The organism is Acetivibrio cellulolyticus CD2, from assembly GCF_000179595.2.
In the GTDB taxonomy this organism is placed as follows: domain Bacteria; phylum Bacillota; class Clostridia; order Acetivibrionales; family Acetivibrionaceae; genus Acetivibrio; species Acetivibrio cellulolyticus.
Genome location: NZ_JH556653.1, coordinates 1,432,366 through 1,452,800, shown reverse-complemented (window position 1 = coordinate 1,452,800; position 20,435 = coordinate 1,432,366). Strand labels below are relative to the sequence as shown.

Annotated in this window: 18 protein-coding genes; 12 read left to right on the top strand and 6 right to left on the bottom strand. The window is 33.9% G+C overall.

Features of this window, described 5'->3' with window-relative positions:
* Positions 1 to 78 precede the first annotated feature (78 nt).
* Positions 79 to 579: a hypothetical protein gene (locus ACECE_RS0208485; RefSeq protein WP_010246620.1), complete on the bottom strand. Its 501-nt coding sequence runs from the start codon at positions 577 to 579 to the stop codon at positions 79 to 81.
* Positions 580 to 754: 175 nt separating this feature from the next.
* Positions 755 to 1,324, bottom strand: a complete 570-nt coding sequence (locus ACECE_RS0208480; protein WP_010246618.1) for an S-layer homology domain-containing protein — start codon at positions 1,322 to 1,324, stop codon at positions 755 to 757.
* 269 nt (positions 1,325 to 1,593) lie between these two features.
* On the opposite strand from ACECE_RS0208480, the gene ACECE_RS0208475 reads away from it, so the two are divergent.
* Positions 1,594 to 2,103, top strand: coding sequence for a hypothetical protein (locus tag ACECE_RS0208475; RefSeq protein WP_010246616.1), 510 nt, complete (start codon positions 1,594 to 1,596; stop codon positions 2,101 to 2,103).
* 177 nt (positions 2,104 to 2,280) lie between these two features.
* On the opposite strand, the gene ACECE_RS0208470 is transcribed toward ACECE_RS0208475, so the two are convergent.
* Complete coding sequence (locus tag ACECE_RS0208470) at positions 2,281 to 4,026, bottom strand: VanW family protein (RefSeq protein WP_010246614.1); 1,746 nt, start codon at positions 4,024 to 4,026, stop codon at positions 2,281 to 2,283.
* A gap of 446 nt (positions 4,027 to 4,472) precedes the next feature.
* On the opposite strand from ACECE_RS0208470, the gene ACECE_RS0208465 reads away from it, so the two are divergent.
* From ACECE_RS0208465 to nifJ, 7 genes are all read left to right on the top strand, one after another.
* Entirely contained in the window at positions 4,473 to 4,781 is a 309-nt protein-coding gene (locus ACECE_RS0208465; RefSeq protein WP_010246612.1) for a DUF2508 family protein, read from the top strand.
* Between the two features lie 211 nt (positions 4,782 to 4,992).
* Positions 4,993 to 5,262 carry a pro-sigmaK processing inhibitor BofA family protein gene (locus tag ACECE_RS0208460; RefSeq protein WP_010246610.1) on the top strand — a complete coding sequence of 90 codons (270 nt, stop codon included), beginning with the start codon at positions 4,993 to 4,995 and terminating at the stop codon, positions 5,260 to 5,262.
* A 442-nt stretch (positions 5,263 to 5,704) separates the two neighbouring features.
* Positions 5,705 to 6,283 carry a 2-oxoacid:acceptor oxidoreductase family protein gene (locus ACECE_RS0208455; protein WP_010246609.1) on the top strand — a complete coding sequence of 193 codons (579 nt, stop codon included), beginning with the start codon at positions 5,705 to 5,707 and terminating at the stop codon, positions 6,281 to 6,283.
* A complete protein-coding gene (locus ACECE_RS0208450; protein ID WP_010246607.1) occupies positions 6,280 to 6,591 on the top strand; it encodes a 4Fe-4S binding protein in 312 nt (103 codons plus the stop codon). The genes ACECE_RS0208455 and ACECE_RS0208450 overlap by 4 nt, the downstream gene beginning before the upstream one ends.
* Before the next feature lie 12 nt (positions 6,592 to 6,603).
* Positions 6,604 to 7,788, top strand: a complete 1,185-nt coding sequence (gene porA / locus ACECE_RS0208445; RefSeq protein ID WP_010246605.1) for a 2-ketoisovalerate ferredoxin oxidoreductase subunit alpha — start codon at positions 6,604 to 6,606, stop codon at positions 7,786 to 7,788.
* A 12-nt stretch (positions 7,789 to 7,800) separates the two neighbouring features.
* On the top strand, positions 7,801 to 8,739 hold the full coding sequence (locus ACECE_RS0208440; RefSeq protein ID WP_010246602.1) for a thiamine pyrophosphate-dependent enzyme: 939 nt from the start codon (positions 7,801 to 7,803) through the stop codon (positions 8,737 to 8,739).
* 338 nt (positions 8,740 to 9,077) lie between these two features.
* Positions 9,078 to 12,623: a pyruvate:ferredoxin (flavodoxin) oxidoreductase gene (gene nifJ / locus ACECE_RS0208435; RefSeq protein ID WP_010246600.1), complete on the top strand. Its 3,546-nt coding sequence runs from the start codon at positions 9,078 to 9,080 to the stop codon at positions 12,621 to 12,623.
* Between the two features lie 168 nt (positions 12,624 to 12,791).
* On the opposite strand, the gene ACECE_RS30070 is transcribed toward nifJ, so the two are convergent.
* The 3 genes from ACECE_RS30070 to ACECE_RS0208420 all read right to left on the bottom strand — a co-directional run bounded on the left by ACECE_RS30070 (position 12,792) and on the right by ACECE_RS0208420 (position 14,963).
* A complete protein-coding gene (locus ACECE_RS30070; RefSeq protein WP_083878456.1) occupies positions 12,792 to 12,920 on the bottom strand; it encodes a cyclic lactone autoinducer peptide in 129 nt (42 codons plus the stop codon).
* A gap of 76 nt (positions 12,921 to 12,996) precedes the next feature.
* On the bottom strand, positions 12,997 to 13,845 hold the full coding sequence (locus tag ACECE_RS0208425; RefSeq protein ID WP_010246597.1) for a hypothetical protein: 849 nt from the start codon (positions 13,843 to 13,845) through the stop codon (positions 12,997 to 12,999).
* Between the two features lie 419 nt (positions 13,846 to 14,264).
* Positions 14,265 to 14,963: a helix-turn-helix domain-containing protein gene (locus ACECE_RS0208420; RefSeq protein ID WP_010246595.1), complete on the bottom strand. Its 699-nt coding sequence runs from the start codon at positions 14,961 to 14,963 to the stop codon at positions 14,265 to 14,267.
* Positions 14,964 to 15,393: 430 nt separating this feature from the next.
* Between ACECE_RS0208420 and ACECE_RS0208415 the strand changes: the two genes are divergently transcribed.
* The 4 genes from ACECE_RS0208415 (at position 15,394) to ACECE_RS0208400 (ending at position 20,419) form a co-directional block, all read left to right on the top strand.
* Complete coding sequence (locus tag ACECE_RS0208415; RefSeq protein ID WP_010246593.1) at positions 15,394 to 15,633, top strand: hypothetical protein; 240 nt, start codon at positions 15,394 to 15,396, stop codon at positions 15,631 to 15,633.
* Between the two features lie 274 nt (positions 15,634 to 15,907).
* Positions 15,908 to 17,395, top strand: coding sequence for a glycoside hydrolase family 88 protein (locus ACECE_RS26990; RefSeq protein WP_010246591.1), 1,488 nt, complete (start codon positions 15,908 to 15,910; stop codon positions 17,393 to 17,395).
* Positions 17,396 to 17,599: 204 nt separating this feature from the next.
* Positions 17,600 to 19,156: an ABC-F family ATP-binding cassette domain-containing protein gene (locus ACECE_RS0208405; protein WP_010246589.1), complete on the top strand. Its 1,557-nt coding sequence runs from the start codon at positions 17,600 to 17,602 to the stop codon at positions 19,154 to 19,156.
* Positions 19,157 to 19,432: 276 nt separating this feature from the next.
* On the top strand, positions 19,433 to 20,419 hold the full coding sequence (locus tag ACECE_RS0208400) for a CotS family spore coat protein (protein ID WP_010246587.1): 987 nt from the start codon (positions 19,433 to 19,435) through the stop codon (positions 20,417 to 20,419).
* Positions 20,420 to 20,435: the final 16 nt, after the last annotated feature.

Here is a 20,435-nt window from a genome sequence, read left to right as displayed (position 1 = left end):
TAATATAGAGGTGAATTCCAAAAGTCATCACAAAGTGCGAAGATAAATTATATAATAATTTGTGCTTAATATATCTATTTAAAAAAATTTATTAAGGGCTGTTACTACGATTGTAACCAAACTTAATATATTAATCAAAAGACTTAGTGCCTGTTCGAAAAAAGGACTTTGACTATCAGAAGAGACTTTTTCATCTTCCGTTTTGGATTTAATAGTGTCAACAATATAACGCAACCAGTAAACAATTATAAAAGATGTGACTATTTTAAATATAAATAAATCCATAAAAAAGGTACTATATATAAAAAATAAAATAATTACTAGTGCTTTTGATATCTTTAATCCTTTTTCTATTTTTTGAAAGTCCAAATCAATGGTCTCTTCAATTTCTTCGAGTAATTCTTTTGTTTCATCATCATCTCCACTAACTATGTGAAAAAAAGTCGAAAGAATGTTTTTCGCAGATAAAAAAGATAAAACCAATGAAAGAATTATAAAAAAGGCAGTATCGTTTGAAAATATTGATATAATAGGTATTATTAATATTATTAGTAAAAATAGAATTCCTTCTAATTGCATTTCATACTCCTAAGCGTATAAGATATTACAGCATCAATTTAAAAATACATAATAAGAAGATATTATATAAACAACCTTTTGGGAAATAATATAAATAAAGTTGCTAGTATTATATTAGCAACTTTATTTAATGAATACAATATACTAAAAAAACTTATTCTAGTTGTAATTCAAATCAGTTAGTTGCAAAGTTTACTGTCAATGCATTATAAACAATTACGGACATTTCCCCACGTGTTAATTGGTGGTTGGCGTCTAATGAAAGATTTTTATTAAGTCCAAGCTCAATGCCTTTGTTAACTACATTGTTAGGCCACTTTCCAGTTAAAGTTTTCTCATACCCTAAGGCCCTTATAACCACCGCCAATGCTTCTGCATAAGTAACATCTTTATCTGGTGCAATAGTGTTATCCGGATATCCTGTAACAAGCTTATATTTTAGTGCAAGGCTAATATTAGTATAGGCCCAATGCTTTTTCTTTAGATCTGTAAAGTTGATGTTTATGCTGTCTAGATTGGTATCTTTGTCGTATGCCATCATTTTTACGATCAAAGTAATAAATTCACTTCTTTTAATTTTATTATCAAGTTTAAGAGATCCGTCTTCGTATCCTTTCATAATCCCAAGCTTGACAATAGAATTTGCATTTTGTTCCATTACAGAAACATTAGAGGAAGCGCTTGTATTTGTGATTAAAATAATCAACATAGTGAACACAATTATAATATTTACAGCTTTTTTCATTTGTTTATGTAACACCCCTTAGTATATTTAAAATTAGCATAATTTAATTATACACTATGTGGTAGCAAATAATATTAAAAAAAAGTTACATTTTGAGGATTTTGAAACCAACGAATAAAATAGTCTCTTATAACTAATGCTATTTATAAGGATAAATGAACTAATGCTTTTAAATTTCATGTGGACTTTTTGAAAAAGTAAGCTTCGGATGAAAATAATTGAGGGAGGTAGTAGTTCATTATCAAAACTTACTTATAGGAGGTATAGAAATGTCAAGAACAGTTGCAGCAATTTTTGATAATTATTCAAATGCTGAGAATGCAGCTAAGCAAATTAAAGACCAAGGGCTTAGGACAGATGATATTTCAATAATTGCTAAGAATAAAGATGAAGGTTATGAAGGTAACAACACAACAACGGGATTTAATATGGGAACAAGCCCAAAAGGTGTTAATGACAATATATCTGATGGTGTAATTACAGGTGGAATATTAGGTGGGCTTGCAGGATTGCTAATAGGTGCAGGAAGTATGGTAATTCCAGGGTTAGGTATAATCGCAGCTGCAGGTCCAATTACAGGGTTATTATCAGGCGCGGTAACAGGTGGAGTAGTTGGGGGGCTTGTTGATTTAGGAATTCCGGAAAATAAAAGCCGTCAGTACGAGACTGATATAAAGGCTGGTAAAATACTATTTAGCATGAAGACTGATGATGACAAGGTGTCACAGATTGGCACCATATTAAGAAGTAATGGAGCAGTTAGCGTAGATAGTTACTAAAAATATAGATAGCTAGCATTAAGTTAAATCTATTGTAAAAATTGAAAATGATTCCTTTATAATATCAGACTTTTTATCTATTACTATAAAGGAATCATTTTATAAGCAAATGCCATTTTCTATTGATGTTTAAGAGTGCTGAAAATATAACTTTCACTATTCCTTAGTAAATGATGATTAAACCGTTCCATCAGCACTAGTAGCTGGAGTATTGGCTGGGGCTTCAACAGGGGTATCAGCAACTGGAGCGTCAACAGTACCTTCAGAAGCTGGAATAACTACTTCAGGAGCTTTGGTTGCAGAAGGTGCAGGAGCTGTTGTAGTTTGAGAAACTTTTTTTGTACCTCTTTTTACCTTTTTGGCCAAAGTAGTATAGGTACTCCTGTGGATTTTTGTCTTGCTCGCAACCTCACCACCAATTTTAACTATTTTATAAGTATCAATTACATACCCTGTCATTCCTTTACTAATAACAACTGTTTTTCCCTGAGGCATTGTAGGGTCATCTACATACGTAACTGGAGCTGGTGTAGTACTTATTTGAACATTACTTATTTCTATTGTTTTATTAGGATTTTCATTTGTACCCAAAAGAGAAAATGCAATACGATTGTCGCTGGTAATGTTTACTTGAACTTTTATAGGCATTGAGGTATTGTTTTTAAACTTGAAATCAGTTGCTCCATAAGATACAGCAGCGTCCTGACCAAAAGGAACATATCCTACAGTAAACATGTGATTCTTTCTTGATACTGTTTGAAGGTCTGCCTTAAGTGTTGCGTTGTATAGGGTTGTAGATACCTGACAAATACCTCCTCCTATATCATCAACAATTTTACCGCCCTTATAAACATGAGCAATTTGATAGCCTCTATCTGCTGTTCTAGGTCCTACAACTTCATTAAAAGAAAATGTTTGACCGGGTAATAGTATTTTACCGTTTATTTTTGAAGCTGCTAGCTTTATATTAACACCTCTATTAGCGTCAATTGCAGTAGCTGTAGAAAACCTTGTACTTGACGATGCAAGAGTATCTTTAAAAAGTTTAGCTTTAAATACTGATGTTGTTATTTTAGCTTCAACAAACTTAACTGGAAGAATTCTATCAGTATCAGGTGTTTTCTCAATTTCATTTATAATACTCATTAACTCGGCTTTATCAATAGATCTTCCTTTTGAATGAGGAACTATTGAAATACTATTTCCGTCCAATTTTGCCTTTGCATCTATTGGCTCAGTGCATATTTTATTATATATATCATCAATGTTGATGCTGCTTGGAGAAGTTGTTATAATTGGAACTTCATGATCCACATTTGAGCATGATTTAATTGATTCATCAACGGTTTTATATATATCGTTAGTATCAATTCGTTCGCCAGCATGGCCTGTATGAATAGTAACCTTTGAGTCTTCAATAAGCAGGTCAACTTCCTTAACATTTTTAATTGTTTCGTTGTTGAAATTATCAATGATACTCTTAAGCTTGTCGTTATTATAAGAATAACTTAATTCAATAGCTTTTCCACTTTTTTTGATATTGGATATTTCGCTCAGCCTGCTAAAAATATTCCCTTTTCTACCTACACTCATAACATCATTTACAGCTTTTTCAAAATCATATTTTACTTCTATTTGAGTAAAACTGATTTCTTTCTTTGTATCTTTATACTTTAGAGTTATTTTATTATTATTGGCTTTATCCGAATAGTTGGACTTTAACATTGAATATATTTCGTCTTTAGTCATTTTGCCAACATTTTGATTGTTAATAGATATACCACTGTAAGATTTGCTGTAAGCCAAAGTGGAAATAGAATAAATTGAAGTTACAGCAAATAATAGACATATTACTAACAGTAATATAAGAACTAACTTGTTTTTTTGTTTAAGGGTTTTCTTTGGTACTTCTAGGTTTGTCATAATTACTCTCCATTTTATATAGAATTTACCTTCCTGTTATAAATATTAGACTGTTAATATTTATCTTAGGTTCGCTAAAAGTAATATGTAAATTTTTCTAAATAGCGTTCCTTATCTTGGCATAATATAATTATCGCAAGTTTATTCAAAAAAGACAATACATTTTTCCATGTAAAAATGTAAACGTAAACCTATTAAATGGTTATTTGCTTAGTTTAAATGCAACATATGGGTTGTATTAACATATATGGGGTTGTGTGGTTGTTGAATTATTTAGCATTTAGCATCTTTAGTAATAGAACAAGTAAAAGTAATAATAAAATTCTAATATATGTATAGATTAGGAAAATTCTGCTTATACTTATAAAAAATGAACATTTAGACAACCATTTTGAATAATATATTAAAGAATGTTCAACAAAAAATAAAGGTATAAGGTGAGTTTTATGAATTTGAATATTCAAAAGTATCAAAGATCGAAAGTACAAAGAAACGGCATATTTCAAAAAATATTGAATTCGCTCAATATAAAAGAAAACAGTGAATTAGAAAAGTACGAAGTCAATGATATTCAAAACCTTATAGATAACATAACGAAAGCAAAGAAGGATTGGATAAAAGCAAACGCTGATTTTGATTATGCTGTTGAGGATGATATGATTGATTATCATACATATAAAATAAAGGCTTATCAGGCAAGATATGAATATCTATTAAAAATAGCAAAGGAAAAAGGAATAAGATTAGAGATATAATCAAACTTAATTAAAGAAAAGGATCTTTTTTGAAAAACCAATTTTCTTTATCTAAATAGGATAATCTATTATCATTTTGTAATAAATTTATGACTTGACTTATATATTTAATAGTAGGTTTTTAAACATAAATATTGTATGGTTTCAGTGCTGTTTATATAAGGGTCTATAGTTATTGGTCATAATAAATATGAGGGCGAAGTGATAATAAATGATAGGATATAGCACAATTTTTTCCTATATAATAGGAATTATACTGTTGTATTTTTTCGGAAGAATGTTTGTTGGTCCTATGAAGGTTATTGTTAAATTGATATGTAGCACTATACTTGGTGGGGTAGCAATCTTAGTTATAAATTTTATTGGCGGAATCTTTAATTTTAATATAGCGTTAAATCCTGTTTCAGCATTTATGATAGGAACACTTGGTATACCAGGGGTTGGTTTAATTGTTGCACTAAATAGTATTTTAAATATATAAGTTCATTTTTAAATAGGTATACATTTTCTGTGATATTATTACAATTTGTTTCGATATCGTATATTAATAAATTCCGTCTATAAGGTGGACAACCTTTAATATAGATAACAAATACTAAAGTTAAATCTATAAGAGCACTTAAAGGTTATGCAATATAGATGAAAAACATCCATTGAATTTGGTTTATTTACATTACGTCAAACTTAATGGTTTTTTTAATTATTTCTATTCAAATACGTGTAAGAAATTATAAAAAAGTTTACGCAATAAGTATAATCAAGCTTAATTCAAGTGGTTATTATTCATTTTTTACTAACTTTCCTTGACAAAAATATCCAATCAATTATACTTGAATTTAGTTAATATTTTATGGAAAAAATATGTTACTGTATAAAATAAAGCACAGATATTTTTATAAATACAAAATGAGGAGGTTTACCACATGGGCAAGGTTGTTGAAATAAGATGGCATGGGCGTGGTGGACAAGGTGCTAAAACTGCATCATTGTTGCTTGCTGATGCTGCATTTAATACCGGGAAATTTATACAAGGATTTCCTGAGTATGGTCCAGAAAGAATGGGAGCACCAATTACAGCTTACAACAGAATTAGCGATGAAAAGCTTACAATTCATAGCAATATTTATGAACCTGATTATGTTGTTGTTGTGGATGACACATTAATTACGTCAGTTGATGTAACTGCAGGATTAAAAGAGGACGGAGCAATTATTGTCAACACTACAAAGTCTCCTGAAGAATTAAAACCATTGTTAAAGGGGTATAAAGGGAAGGTATGTACTATAGATGCCAGAACAATTTCTATTGATACTCTTGGGAAATATTTCCCTAATACCCCAATGCTAGGTGCAGTAGTTAAAGTTAGCAGAGTTATGAATGAACAGGAATTTTTAAAGGATATGGTTGATTCATTTAAACATAAATTTGCAAAGAAGCCTGAAGTTGTTGAAGGCAATATTAAGGCTCTTGAAAGGTCCATGCAGGAGGTGAAGGGTCTATGAGTAAAAAGGAATTAAAAGATGTTGCAATTGATGTAAATTGGAAAGACATCACACCAGGAGGTGCTATATCTTACGCAGGAAATGCACATCTTTATAAAACCGGGGATTGGCGTTCAATGAAACCTGTTTGGCTTCAGGAGAAATGCAAGCAGTGTTTGCTTTGCTACCCTGTTTGTCCGGATACATCGATATTGGTTAATGAAGAAGGAAAAAGAATAGATTTTGATTATGATCACTGCAAAGGATGCGGCGTATGTGTGAAGGTTTGCCCTTTCAATGCCATTGACTTTGTAGAGGAAGGGAAATAGGAGGTGGAGAATATGTCAATAAGAGAAAGAATGAGTGGTAACGAAGCTATGGCTGTTGCCATGAAGCAAATAAATCCAGATGTTGTTGCTGCATTCCCAATTACTCCTTCAACAGAAGTTCCTCAATATTTTTCAACTTATGTTGCAGATGGTGTTGTTGATACCGAATTTGTAGCAGTAGAATCAGAACATAGTGCAATGTCTGCTTGTGTGGGTGCACAGGCGGCAGGTGGAAGGGCAATGACAGCTACATCAGCAAATGGACTTGCTCTAATGTGGGAAGTGCTTTACATTGCAGCAGCTTCAAGGCTTCCAATAGTAATGGCATGCGTAAATAGAACTTTATCCGGTCCTTTAAATATTCATAATGACCATAGTGATTCCATGGGTGCGAGAGATTCAGGTTGGATTCAGATATATTCGGAAAACAATCAGGAAGCTTATGACAATATGCTAATGGCTCATAGAATAGGAGAACATCAGGATGTAGTACTTCCAGTAATGGTTTGTCAGGATGGATTTATTACTTCTCATGCGATAGAAAACATTGAACTGCTTGAAGACGATAAGGTTAAGGCTTTTGTTGGCGAGTACAAGCCGGAAATGTATTTGTTGAATAAAGAAAATCCTATAGCTGTAGGTCCTTTGGATCACTTTACTCATTGCTTTGAACACAAGAGACAGCAAGCTCAGGCAATGATGAATGCTAAAAAGGTTATTCTTGAAGTGTCAGAAGAATTTTATAAGTTGACAGGCAGAAAGTATGAATTATTTGAAGAGTATAATGCAGATGGAGCAGATGTGGCAATTGTTGTATTAAACTCTACAGCGGGTACTGCTAAATATGTAGCCGATAAGTATAAAGCACAGGGAAAAAAAGTTGCTGTAATTAAGCCAAGAGTATACAGACCTTTCCCTGTTGATGAAATAGCTGCTGCATTAGCAAAGTACAAAGCCATAGCTATAATGGACAAGGCTGATAGCTTTAATGCTGCTGGAGGTCCGTTGTTTACTGATGTAACAAGTGCGATGTATGCTAAAGGGGTTCTATCACCAAAAGTAATTAATTTCATCTACGGATTAGGTGGAAGAGATGTTAAGTCAAATGATATAGAAACCATTGTTAACAAATTATTTGAAATTTCTAGCACAGGTAAAGTAGACTCGGTTTACAACTACCTTGGCGTAAGAGAATAGGAGGTGTGATAAATGGCTTACAATTTAAAGGAAGCTGCAAAGAAACCAGAAAGATTTACTGGTGGTCATAGAATGTGCGCAGGTTGTGGAGCCCCTGTAGTCACAAGACAAATATTAAGGGCTCTGAAACCTGAAGATCACGCTGTTATAGGAAGTGCAACCGGATGTTTGGAAGTTAGTACATTTATTTATCCTTATACTGCATGGAAAGATTCATTTGTACACAATGCGTTTGAAAATTCGGCTGTTACAGTAGCTGGTGCAGAAGCTGCTTATGTGGCAATGAAGAGAAAAGGTAAGATAACTGGGGATACAAAGTTTATTGCATTTGGTGGTGATGGTGGAACATATGATATCGGTATACAATCACTTTCCGGTGCAATGGAAAGAGGTCATGATATGGTTTATGTCTGCTACGATAATGGAGCATACATGAATACTGGAATCCAAAGATCCTCAGCTACACCAAAATATGCAGATACTACCACTTCTCCAGCAGGCAAGAAAATTCCTGGAAAACAACAGTGGAGAAAGGATCTTACGGAGATAATGGTTAACCATCATATACCTTATGTTGCTCAAACAGCAGCTATAGGAAATATGAAGGATCTTTATGAAAAGGCTGAAAAGGCAATATATACAAAAGGTGCTGCATTTATGAATGTTTTAGCTCCATGCCCAAGAGGATGGCAGTATAATACTCCCGATCTTATGGAAATTAACAAGTTGGCAGTTGAAACATGTTTCTGGCCATTATATGAAGTTATCGATGGAAAATATATTATAAGTTACAAGCCTAAGACTAAACTACCTGTAAAAGATTTCTTAAAAGCTCAGGGAAGATTTAAACACTTGTTTAGAGCTGGAAATGAGCATATGCTTGAAGAAATACAGGCAGAAGTAGATAAGAGGTGGGCAGATCTTCTTAAATTGGCAGGAGAAGAGGCTTAAAAAAATTTATAAATGCTATAAAAATAATAGTATAGCATGAATTAAGGTGGCTTTAGCGCAAATGCTAAGGCTGCTTTTTATGTAAATGAAATAGTAAAAATACCATACTTACAAGAAGTGAGTTGATTTTGCAAAATACTTACGACAGCTGCTGTTTTAGCGCGTCTGCAGTTGTAGCTAGTATTGCCCTGGAAGAAGGATATAATAAGGGCTAAAAAGAAATAGTTTATAAATAAAGAGTGTATTTTGTATACATTAATAGTTATACAAACTTTACAAGATTGTAGTAAAATGATAAAATAAGACGTTAAATAGAATAAAGAGGGGGCAATAAAAATATGTCAAGACCTAAACAATCGATGGACGGCAATACAGCTGCTGCACATGTATCATATGCGTTTACTGATGTTGCTGCCATTTACCCAATAACACCTTCAAGCCCAATGGCTGACTTCGTTGATCAGTGGTCTGCTGCAGGCAGGGAAAACATTTTCGGTAATCAAGTTAAAGTTGTTGAGCTTCAATCTGAGGCAGGTGCTGCCGGAACAGTTCATGGTTCTCTTGCTGCCGGTGCTTTAACTACAACATTTACAGCTTCACAGGGACTTCTTTTGATGATTCCTAACATGTACAAAATTGCTGGTGAACTTCTTCCTAGTGTATTTCATGTATCTGCACGTACAGTTGCTTCACATGCATTGAACATCTTTGGTGACCATAGTGACGTATATGCATGCCGTCAGACTGGTTTTGCAATGTTAGCAGAGTCAAATCCACAGGAAGTAATGGACTTAAGCGCAGTTGCACATCTTGCAACAATTGAAGGTAAAGTACCTTTTATTAACTTCTTTGATGGTTTCCGTACATCCCATGAAGTTCAGAAAATTGAAACATGGGAATACAATGATTTAAAAGAAATGTGCAACATGGATGCTGTAAAGGCTTTCCGGGATAATGCATTAAACCCCGCAACTCCAAAAATGCGTGGTTCACATGAAAATGGAGATATATTCTTTCAGCATCGTGAAGCATGTAATAAGACTTATAATGAATTGCCAGCTATTGTTGAAAAATACATGGCTAAAGTAAATGAAAAACTTGGTACAAATTATGATTTATTCAACTACTACGGAGCTCCAGATGCTGATCGTGTAATCGTAGCTATGGGTTCTTTCTGTGATGTGGCTGAAGAAGTTATAGATTACTTAACAGCTGCAGGCGAGAAAGTTGGACTTATTAAGGTTCGTTTATACCGTCCTTGGGTTCCTAGCAGCCTTCTTAAGGTTCTTCCAAAGACAGCTAAGAAAATCGCTGTTCTTGACCGTACAAAGGAACCTGGTGCATTAGGTGATCCATTATACCTTGATGTTGCTACAACTCTTCGTGAGGCAGGACTTAATGATATAGTAGTAACAAACGGACGTTATGGACTTGGTTCAAAGGATACTCCACCTTCTTCAGTATTTGCTGTTTATACTGAACTTAAGAAGGATGAGCCTAAGAAACGTTTCACAATCGGTATAGTTGACGATGTCACATACTTGAGCTTGCCAGAAGTTAAGCCTGCACCTATTACAGCTGCTGCAGGTACAGTAGAGTGTAAGTTCTGGGGTCTTGGCGGAGATGGTACTGTAGGTGCCAACAAGAACTCAACCAAGATTATCGGTGACCATACTGATAAATATATTCAGGCATATTTCCAATATGATTCCAAGAAAACTGGTGGAGTAACAATCTCACATCTTAGATTCGGTGACAAGCCAATCAAGAGCCCATATTATATTAATCAGGCTGACTTTGTTGCATGTCATAATCCATCTTATGTTCTTAAAGGCTTCAAGATGGTTCAGGATGTTAAACCTGGCGGAATTTTCATGATTAACTGCCAGTGGTCAGATGATGAGTTGGCTACAAAGTTGAATGCTGCTGCTAAAAAGTATATTGCAGATAACAAAATTCAGTTATATACAATCAATGCAATTGATAAAGCAATTGAACTTGGTATGGGTAAACGTACCAACACAATTCTTCAATCTGCATTCTTCAAATTAGCAAATGTAATGCCAATTGACGAAGCTATTAAGTATATGAAAGAAGCTGCTAAAAAATCCTACGGCAAGAAGGGCGATGCGATTGTTGAAATGAATTACAAAGCAATTGATGCAGGTGTAAGTGCTCTTCATAAAGTAGAAGTTCCTGCTTCGTGGTCAAACCCTGAAGCAGATACAGCTGTTCCTGAGATTACAGGTCGTCCAAAGACAGTTAAGATGGTTAAAGATCTTCTTAACCCAATAGCATTAATGGATGGTGATAGCCTTCCTGTATCTGCGTTTGCTGAAATTGCAAACGGAGAATTTGAAATGGGTGCTTCTGCATATGAGAAACGTGGTACTGCAGTAAATGTACCTCAATGGGATCCACAAAAATGTGTACAATGTACTATGTGTTCATTTGTATGTTCACATGCAACAATACGCCCATTTATGTTAAGTGAAGATGAAGTTAAAGCAGCTCCATCTAATATAAAACTCGCTGATAGCAAGCCAAAGGCTAGTGAATACAAGTTTACAATGAGTGTTACTCCATTAGATTGTATGGGATGTGGCGAATGTATCACTGTATGCCCTGCTAAAGCTATTGAGATGGTACCACAAGAATCACAATTAGACCAACAACCAGTGTTTGATTATCTCGTTGCTAATGTTGGTAAAAAACCTGGAATGCCTGCAGAAACAACTGTAAAGGGATCACAGTTCAATCAACCGCTTCTTGAGTTCTCAGGAAGCTGTGCAGGATGTGCTGAAACATCATATGCTCGCATACTTACACAGTTGTTTGGTGAGCAAATGTATATATCAAATGCTACAGGATGTTCTTCTATCTGGGGAGGTCCTGCTGCAACCAGTCCGTATACAGTAAATAAGGATACTAACAAGGGTCCTGCTTGGGCAAACTCATTGTTTGAAGATAATGCTGAGCACGGCTTCGGTATGTATCTTGGACAAAAGGTTCTTCGTGAACAGGCAATTGCTAAGCTTGAAAAGCTTGCTGCTTCAGATAAGGCATCCTCTGAATTAAAGAGCGCTATTGCTAAATTCATTGAAACTAAAGAGAGCACAAAAGATAATACACCTGCTGCTGATGCATTAATTGCTGAACTTGAAAAATCAGCTGCTGCAGGTTGTGATCTTTCAAAAGAAGTTGTTGAGAAAAAACAATACCTTGCTAAGAAGTCCGTATGGATTCTTGGTGGTGATGGTTGGGCATACGATATCGGATTCGGAGGTCTTGACCATGTTCTTGCTGCAGGTGAAAATGTTAATGTTATGGTATTCGATACAGAAATGTATTCCAATACAGGTGGACAAATGTCTAAGGCTTCCAACATCGGTGAAGTTTGTCAGTTTGCTGCATCAGGTAAAGATATAGGCAAGAAGAGCCTTGCAGAAATTGCTATGAGTTATGGTTACGTATATGTAGCTCAGATTGCTCTTGGTGCTAACCCTGCACAGACTATTAAGGTTATTGCTGAAGCTGAAGCATATAAAGGACCATCATTGATAATATGCTATGCTCCTTGTGAACTCCATGGAGTTAAGGGCGGTATGAATCATTGCCAGGATGAAATGAAGAAGGCTGTAGCTTCCGGATATTGGAATCTATTCTCTTTCAATCCTGCTCTTAAGGCAGAAGGCAAGAATCCGTTCACATTAACTTCCAAGCCTGGTGATGGAACATATCAGGATTTCTTGAAAAACGAAACACGTTATACTCGTTTGGCTATCTCTTCACCAGAACGTGCTGAAAAGCTCTTCCAGGAATCAGAGAAGTCTGCTAAAGAACGTTACGAGCATTTGTTAAAGTTAGTAGAGCTTTATAAGTAATAAGTAATATAAAAGATGTAATAATAGGAAAAGGGGTGTTGCAAAACTACATTTATGTAGAATGCGACACTCCTTTTCCTATTATAATAAAATAGACAATAAAGTTTTTTGATGCAAAACAGTGAAATAAAAACTGCGTGGAATTGGATGATGAAAATTGTTAAGTAGTTATTTTTTTAATATGGTAACGGATTTTGGAACCTTTGGTTGATAGAATAAGAACCAGCATGCTGTACTGACAGAAAAAACAGCAAATACAGTTAAGACAACTGCAATTGCTTCCCAAAATTTCTTCATTAAAATATTACCCCCTATTTTGGACTCGCCATATATTTATAAAATTATGAATGCCATATTTTATATATGATTAGAGTTAGAGCTCTTTTACCTTATTAACTTTTAAATACTCTTTTAAACTATTTATAGCGTCTTTAGCTTCTGTAATGTTTTCCTCCTCCATTAGATTTGAAATATATTCTATGTTTTGCAAAAACTCATTATTGTTTAGTTTATTATTATTTTTGTAAAACTCATGTGTATTTTTTATTGCAAGAGTAAGAATGGTAGTTACAAATAAGGTTAGATAAATATTAATTCTTACTAGCCAGTTATCCATTAAAGAAGCATTATTTCCATCTCCGAATACAAGAATTTTAGTTAATAAAAAAGCAATGAAAATGAAAGTTCCTATGAAAACAACATACACTGTAATTTTAATATAGTATTTCTTTTTTTGTATATTCTTGTTTTCTAAATCTATGATTTTGATTTTAAATTTATGTGACATATATATTAATGCTATTTGTAGTAACCTTGCAGGGAGTGCGAGCAAAAATAAGGTTCCGACATTTGAATAAATATCATCGATTTTTGCTCCGATAAACGGCTGAATAATTATAATCCAAAATATTTCAATTATTAATTGTATTACAACTCCAAATATTGATGCTAAAATAGATTCATATAGTTTTAAACGTAATAAATAAATAAATAGTAAAGTAGTTAAAAACAAATAAACTAGTAAGGCCTCTTCGGAAGTAACAGCTTGTTTTACATAAAAAGATGTTATTGCCGAAATAGCAGCAAAAATCAACATTCTTATTAGATTTTTTTTATCTTTAAAAAACGAAAACTTTCCTATTGCCAGGATGCTTATTATCCCGATTAAAAGGGATTCAGGAAAACTAATTAGTAAAATACTTAAATATGAAGGCTTATCCATAAAAGAACACATCCTTATGTAATTTATTATATCACGCAAACTATATCAATACAAAAATTTCCAACGGATTTCCCACAATGATTTACTTATAAGTTTCCATTTCGCTTGCAATTGTTTGAATAAGGAGTGATTATTTCATGTTTTCAGCAACACCTGTTAGACCTATTCAGCAACATTAATTCACCTGAATAACATCAGTAATTCATTCAATGATATCACCATGCTACTCACTGGTGAGTAGACAATATTTCATTACCTCTTAATTGCCCGCTACAGTAGTCATTCGTGGCACTCAAGGACAAAGCCACGAAGTGGTGCGTAGCATCCTTGAATGGTACGAATGACTGCTGTACTCTAGTATAAGAGGTAGTGATGCTCCTGTTGCGTATAGGTGATGCTCAAAGGTGAACTGATGTTGCTTATGCACAGAAATAATCAAGGAGATTAAGAGTATTTGGGTTAATACCTTTTTTCTTAGCCTCCATTGCGTATTTTAAGTAAAGATTGTTATCTTTGTTTAATATAAATTCTTTTAATTCCTCAGAAAGACTTGAAAAGCTCAAATAGTCCTTACTTAAGGATTCTTGTGATAACTTTGATACAGTTTCATTATAATTTTTTTTCTCATACAAAAAAGTTTCATCAGTATTTTTATTCACCCAGAAATCTTTACTTACTTGTGCATACTTGCTCAAAATATTTAAGGTACCTGGGAAGGGTTGAATATCACCGCTCAAATAACTTCTAATTTGTTCAGACTTTATTTGATAACCGGTTTTATCATGAATATCACTAGAGAATTCTTCAATACTCATTTTGCCCATTATAAGTCTAAGATTGTTTAAAAAAGCAATAGGATCAAACTTTTTTGAATAATTATTGTCATCATTTAAATATCCTGCAGCCTTCATAAGCTCCTCATAAGGATAGTTATAAGCTTTGGATATTATCTTTAACATTTCAGGCTTAGGATTTGAGTCTTTTCCTGTCCTTGGATCTATCCCCTTTTCTAGGATGCTTAGGTATGAGTAGCTTATGCCCATATTTTTTGCAGCTTGCCTAATGGACCAATTTTTACTCAATCTTATTTCCCGGAAAAGTTCTCCTAAAATACTCACTAAATCACCTTGTTCAACTAATTTAATATTATGTACCAGTGTGCTTTTTGAAATTACAAATTTCTAGTCTTTAATAATATAAAAATGCTTTACTTTGTCTGAGCCTTGCACGTCTCCAAAAATAAATTCTGTTACTAGGTACTAGAATTTATTCTACACATATATTTTAAACTATATATGATGTGTTTTCAAAGAAAAGTTTGAATATTGTGGAAATAATTAATTAACTATAAGATTATAAGTTATAGTTGAAGAAATATAAATTAAGGTCATAATATTTTATAGGTATTTATTTACACAAAAACTCAAATTTATTGGACTCCAAATATTGACAAAATAATAACATATACGTTACACTATTGTACGGTAAGTTTAAACTGATAATATTTTAGATAAATATATGAAAATATATGGAGGGAGATACTTGAAGATGATTCGTGTAAAAAATAGACTTCTCAGTGAATCAGTAAAGTTTGTTGAATTGTGCCAAGGTAACGTGCTTAGCGGAAGGATTAATTTAGAGACGTATAATTTATTGTCTAATTGCAAAATTAATTTTTTAAGGAATTTTATAAGTTTAGAGAAGCAGGAGATATATATTGATAGAGATTTCTCAAATAGGATAAACAATCTTTTTGCTGTAAATAACATGATATTGAAATTGAGATGAAGAATGAAACAAGTTCAAAGGATAAATCATAGGAACCCGTGCCGTTTTTTTATGTCACGGGTTTTATATGTATTTTCATATACCTCAAAAAAAATATATATTTCGCATATTATACTAGCCAAAAATAGTACTGTAAAATGAATTTTATATGTTCATTTTTGTAAAATGGGTTGTTGCAAATTACCTTATAACCACTCTATATTGCACTTAAACTTTTTAAAACTGCACAATATTGATGTATTGCACCAGCCTAAAAACTAGGGGGGATATAATAGTGAAAAGGAAATCAGTACAAACCTTTCTTTCAGTGTGTCTTGTTGTTTGTTTTATGTTCTCAATTTTTATGCAGCAACCCATTATGGCGCAGGATACTGACAAAGTGACATCTTCAAAAGTAGGTGATGTAAGTGGGGATGGGAACATAAACAGTATTGACTTTGCTTTGATGAAACAATTGCTTTTGGGTATAATTGCAGAATTACCCGCAGAAGATGGTTTAAAGGCATCTGATTTAAATGGAGATGATTCTTTCAACAGCGTTGATTTTGCCATTATGAGGATATATCTCTTAGGTATGATACCCGATTTTCCAGTAAATACTGGAAACATTACACCAACACCAGTAGTAACAAGTACGCCAACAAAAACAGCAATACCAGGACCAACAATAACACCAATAAAAGTAACAACAGATTGGTCTGTAAAAGTAGTTGACTCTACAATGAAGAGAAGTTCCAAGGTAAGTGGTTGGGGGTATTGGAATGGATTTTACCTCTCTATGGTATATAGGGTTTATAAGAGGACAAATGATGCAAAGTATCTGAACTACCTTAAAACTTGGGCTGATTCATGTATTGACAGTTCGGGTAATATAAAAACAACAATTACGTCATTAGATCTCATACAACCTGGACTTGTACTTATATTACTTTACAAGGAAACAGGAGAACAAAAATATAAAACTGCTGCAACCAAAATAAGAAAAATTTTCGATACCTATCCTTGTACAGCTGATGGAGGTTTTTGGCATATGACCAAAGGAACTTCAGCAAATCCCAAACTAGGTATTGGCCAATTGTGGTTGGATGGTACGTATATGTCTACCCCTTTCCTAGTAGCATACGGATCAATGTTTAATGACAGTGAATATTGTAATAATGAAGCCGTAAATCAATTATTAATATATGCAAGTCACTTAAGAGATCCGAATACTGGATTGCTGTATCATGCATATGATGAAGACGGATCCGAGAGTTGGGCAGATCGGACAACACATCATTCACCTGATTTTTGGGGTAGATCAATCGGGTGGTATGGTATGGCTTTGATAGAGGTTTTGGAAGTACTTCCGGCTGATTACCCAAAAAGGCAGGAACTTATCAAAATTCTTAAGGAATTAATTGATGCTTTTGCACGTTATCAAAGTGACAGCGGCTTGTGGTACCAAGTAGTCAACAAAGGTACACAGTCTGGCAATTGGCTTGAAACCTCATGTTCATGTATGTATACATATACTATATCACGAGCGGTTGAAAGAGGATATGTAGATTCCAGTTACCAATCTTATGCAAATAAAGGTTTTAAGGGTGTATTAACTAAAATTTCAATGGGAAGTGACGGGTTAACTAATTTAACTGATATTTGCGTTGGAACAGACGTAGGTGACTATAATTATTATATAAACAGGAAAAAGTCATCTAATGATTCTCATGGTTTAGGAGCTTTTATAGTTTGTTTTGAGCAGATGTATAAGAATCAATAAAGCTTATAATTAATGGTTAATGAATTCAATTTATGCACCATATAGCAGAAAGAAACAATTCTAATTCTCTTTGCTATGTGGTGCATGTTTATTTGAGGAAGATGTGAAGTAATGGTCTTAAAATTTGGTAACGTTAAATTTACTTTGACTTATATATGCACAATAAGATAAAATAATCTAAAAAACTTTGGTTTGGGGAGAAATATGAGTATTTTAAATGTTGAAAATGTAAGCCATGGATTTGGCGCAAGAAAAATATTGGAGAACGCTTCATTTCGACTATTAAAGGGTGAACATGTTGGATTGGTTGGGGCGAATGGAGAGGGAAAATCTACTTTCTTAAATATAATAACAGGAAAGTTAATGCCAGATGAGGGAAAAGTGGAGTGGTGTAGCAGGATAACTACGGGTTACCTTGATCAGCATACTGTTTTGACAAAAGGGAAGAGTATCAGGGAAGTTTTAAGGGAAGCGTTTCAGCATATGTTTGATTTGGAACAGGAAATGCTTCAGATATATGAGAAAATGTCTGATGCCGCGGAAAGTGAAATAGACTCAATGATGGAGGATGTTGGGGAAATACAGAACACCCTTGAGCATAATGGTTTTTATATAATCGATGCTAAAATAGAGGAAGTGGCTAATGGATTAGGTTTGGGTGAAATTGGACTTGATAGGGATGTAAGTGAACTGAGTGGTGGACAGAGGGCTAAGGTGCTTTTAACAAAACTTCTTCTTCAAAACCCTATGATTTTAATACTGGATGAGCCTACCAACTTTCTTGATGTTGAACATATCATGTGGCTTAAAAATTACCTCAAGAACTATGAAAATAGCTTTATACTTGTATCCCATGATATTCCTTTCTTAAATGAGGTTGTAAATGTAATATACCATGTAGAAAATGCGGTTTTGACCAGATATACCGGAAACTATGACCAATTCCAGCAGATGTACCAGTTAAAGAAAAATCAGATCCAGCAGGCTTACGAGAAACAACAGAAGGAAATTGAAAGGCTTGAGGATTTTATTGCACGTAATAAAGCAAGAGTTGCTACTACCAATATGGCAAAGAGCAGGCAAAAGAAACTGGACAAGATGGATATTATAGAGAAGGCAAGAGAAAAAATTAAGCCTTCCTTTAAGTTTAGAGAAGCTAGGACTCCAGGAAAATATGTTTTTACGGCAGAGAACCTGATTATTGGATATGAAGAGCCACTGACAAAACCTCTGACGCTTTCTTTGGAAAGAGGAAAAAAGGTTGCCATCAAAGGTGTAAATGGGCTCGGAAAATCTACTCTGCTTAAAACAATACTGGGAATTCAAAAGCCTGTTTCGGGAGAAGTAAAGTTGGATCAGTTTGTTTGTCCTGGGTATTTTGAACAGGAATCGGATAGGTATAATTCAAACACTGCTTTGGAAGAAGTATGGAATGAATATCCCGGTATGGGCAATGGTGAGGTGCGTGCAGCGCTTGCTAAATGCGGGCTTACTACCGAACATATTACAAGCCAGATGATGGTGCTAAGTGGTGGGGAAAACGCTAAGGTGAGGTTATGCAAACTGATGCTTAAAGACGTAAATTGGCTGGTCTTAGACGAGCCTACTAACCATCTGGATGTAGATGCAAAAGATGAATTAAAAAGGGCATTGAAGGAATTTAAGGGTACGATTATTCTTGTTAGCCATGAGCCTGAGTTTTATGAGGATTGGGTTACTGAAGTATGGAATGTTGAAAACTGGACTACAAAAGTAGTTTAACTTGAAAGCGATTTTATTTCCTGGCATTTTAATTATGATCATATGAAGCATAAAATTAAAAGTTAGAAATAAGTTTGATGAGAAGCAAGTTTTGATAATTGCGGTAAAACCTTGATTAGGGCAGATGAGCCTATTCAAGGTTTTTTTGTTGAGAATTTGCCTGGCACCACAAAAATGCCTTTTCCCAAACATATCAAAAAATTAATTCTAGCAGGGATTATAATTGCATATACATAGATTGATGGGCTGTACCAATAAAATGGAGGTCAATTTACAATGGGTGATTTGGATAAAGAGATATCGCAGGAGTATGATTTGACAGTAAAAAATATTATTCCTTTTAAGGATTTTTTTATTATTGAAAGTTCAACCGGTAAGAAGGTAGTAAGGAAGCTTAATTTCTCTCCGGAGCGAATTTGGTTTATTCATGGTGCTAAAGAGCATTTATACAGGAATAATTTCTGCAATCTGGATAGATTTATATGCACTAAAGAGGGCCTTCCATATATAAATATTGATGGAACTAATTATGCTATAACAGAAGGTGTTCAAGGCAGGGAGTGTGATCTTGAAAAAAGAGAAGATGTAATAAAAGCTTCTATGGCCCTTGCAGAGATGCATAGTGCGTCTAGAGGATATATACCCCCTGCACAGAGCATGGTAAAGGATGAATTGGGTAATCTTCCTGCGCATTTTATAAAAAGGCTTGATGAGATCAAGAGAGTAAAAAAAACAGCCCAGAGAGAAAAGGGTAGTCTTGATTATTTGATATTGCAGTATATAGATTACTTTTATAATTTAGGAGAGGACGCAGTTAACTTAATAGGCAAATCCAAGTATAACGAATTAGTTCAGAAAACCAGGGAGGAAAAGTTGTTCTGTCACCATGACTATACGCACAGCAACATAATTATTGATAATAACGAGACATCTATTGTAAATTTTAGCCTATGCAGCTTTGAATTGAAAGTGTATGATATAGCAAATCTATTGCGGCGTAAAATGAGAAAGTGTTACTGGGATATTAAAGAAGCAAAGGTTATTATAGATGCATATACGTCGGTTGAGCCAATATCTGACGATGAATTTTTTGTTATGAAGATAATGCTTCAATTTCCTCAAAAATTCTGGAGAGTGGTAAATAAGTATTACAACAGCAGGCGAAGCTGGAGGGACAAAACTTTCGAGAGAAAGTTTGATGAGGTTATTGAAGAAATAGAATACCATAAAAATTTTCTAGATAGATATGACTTTTTACATTGATAAAAAGATTTAAGGT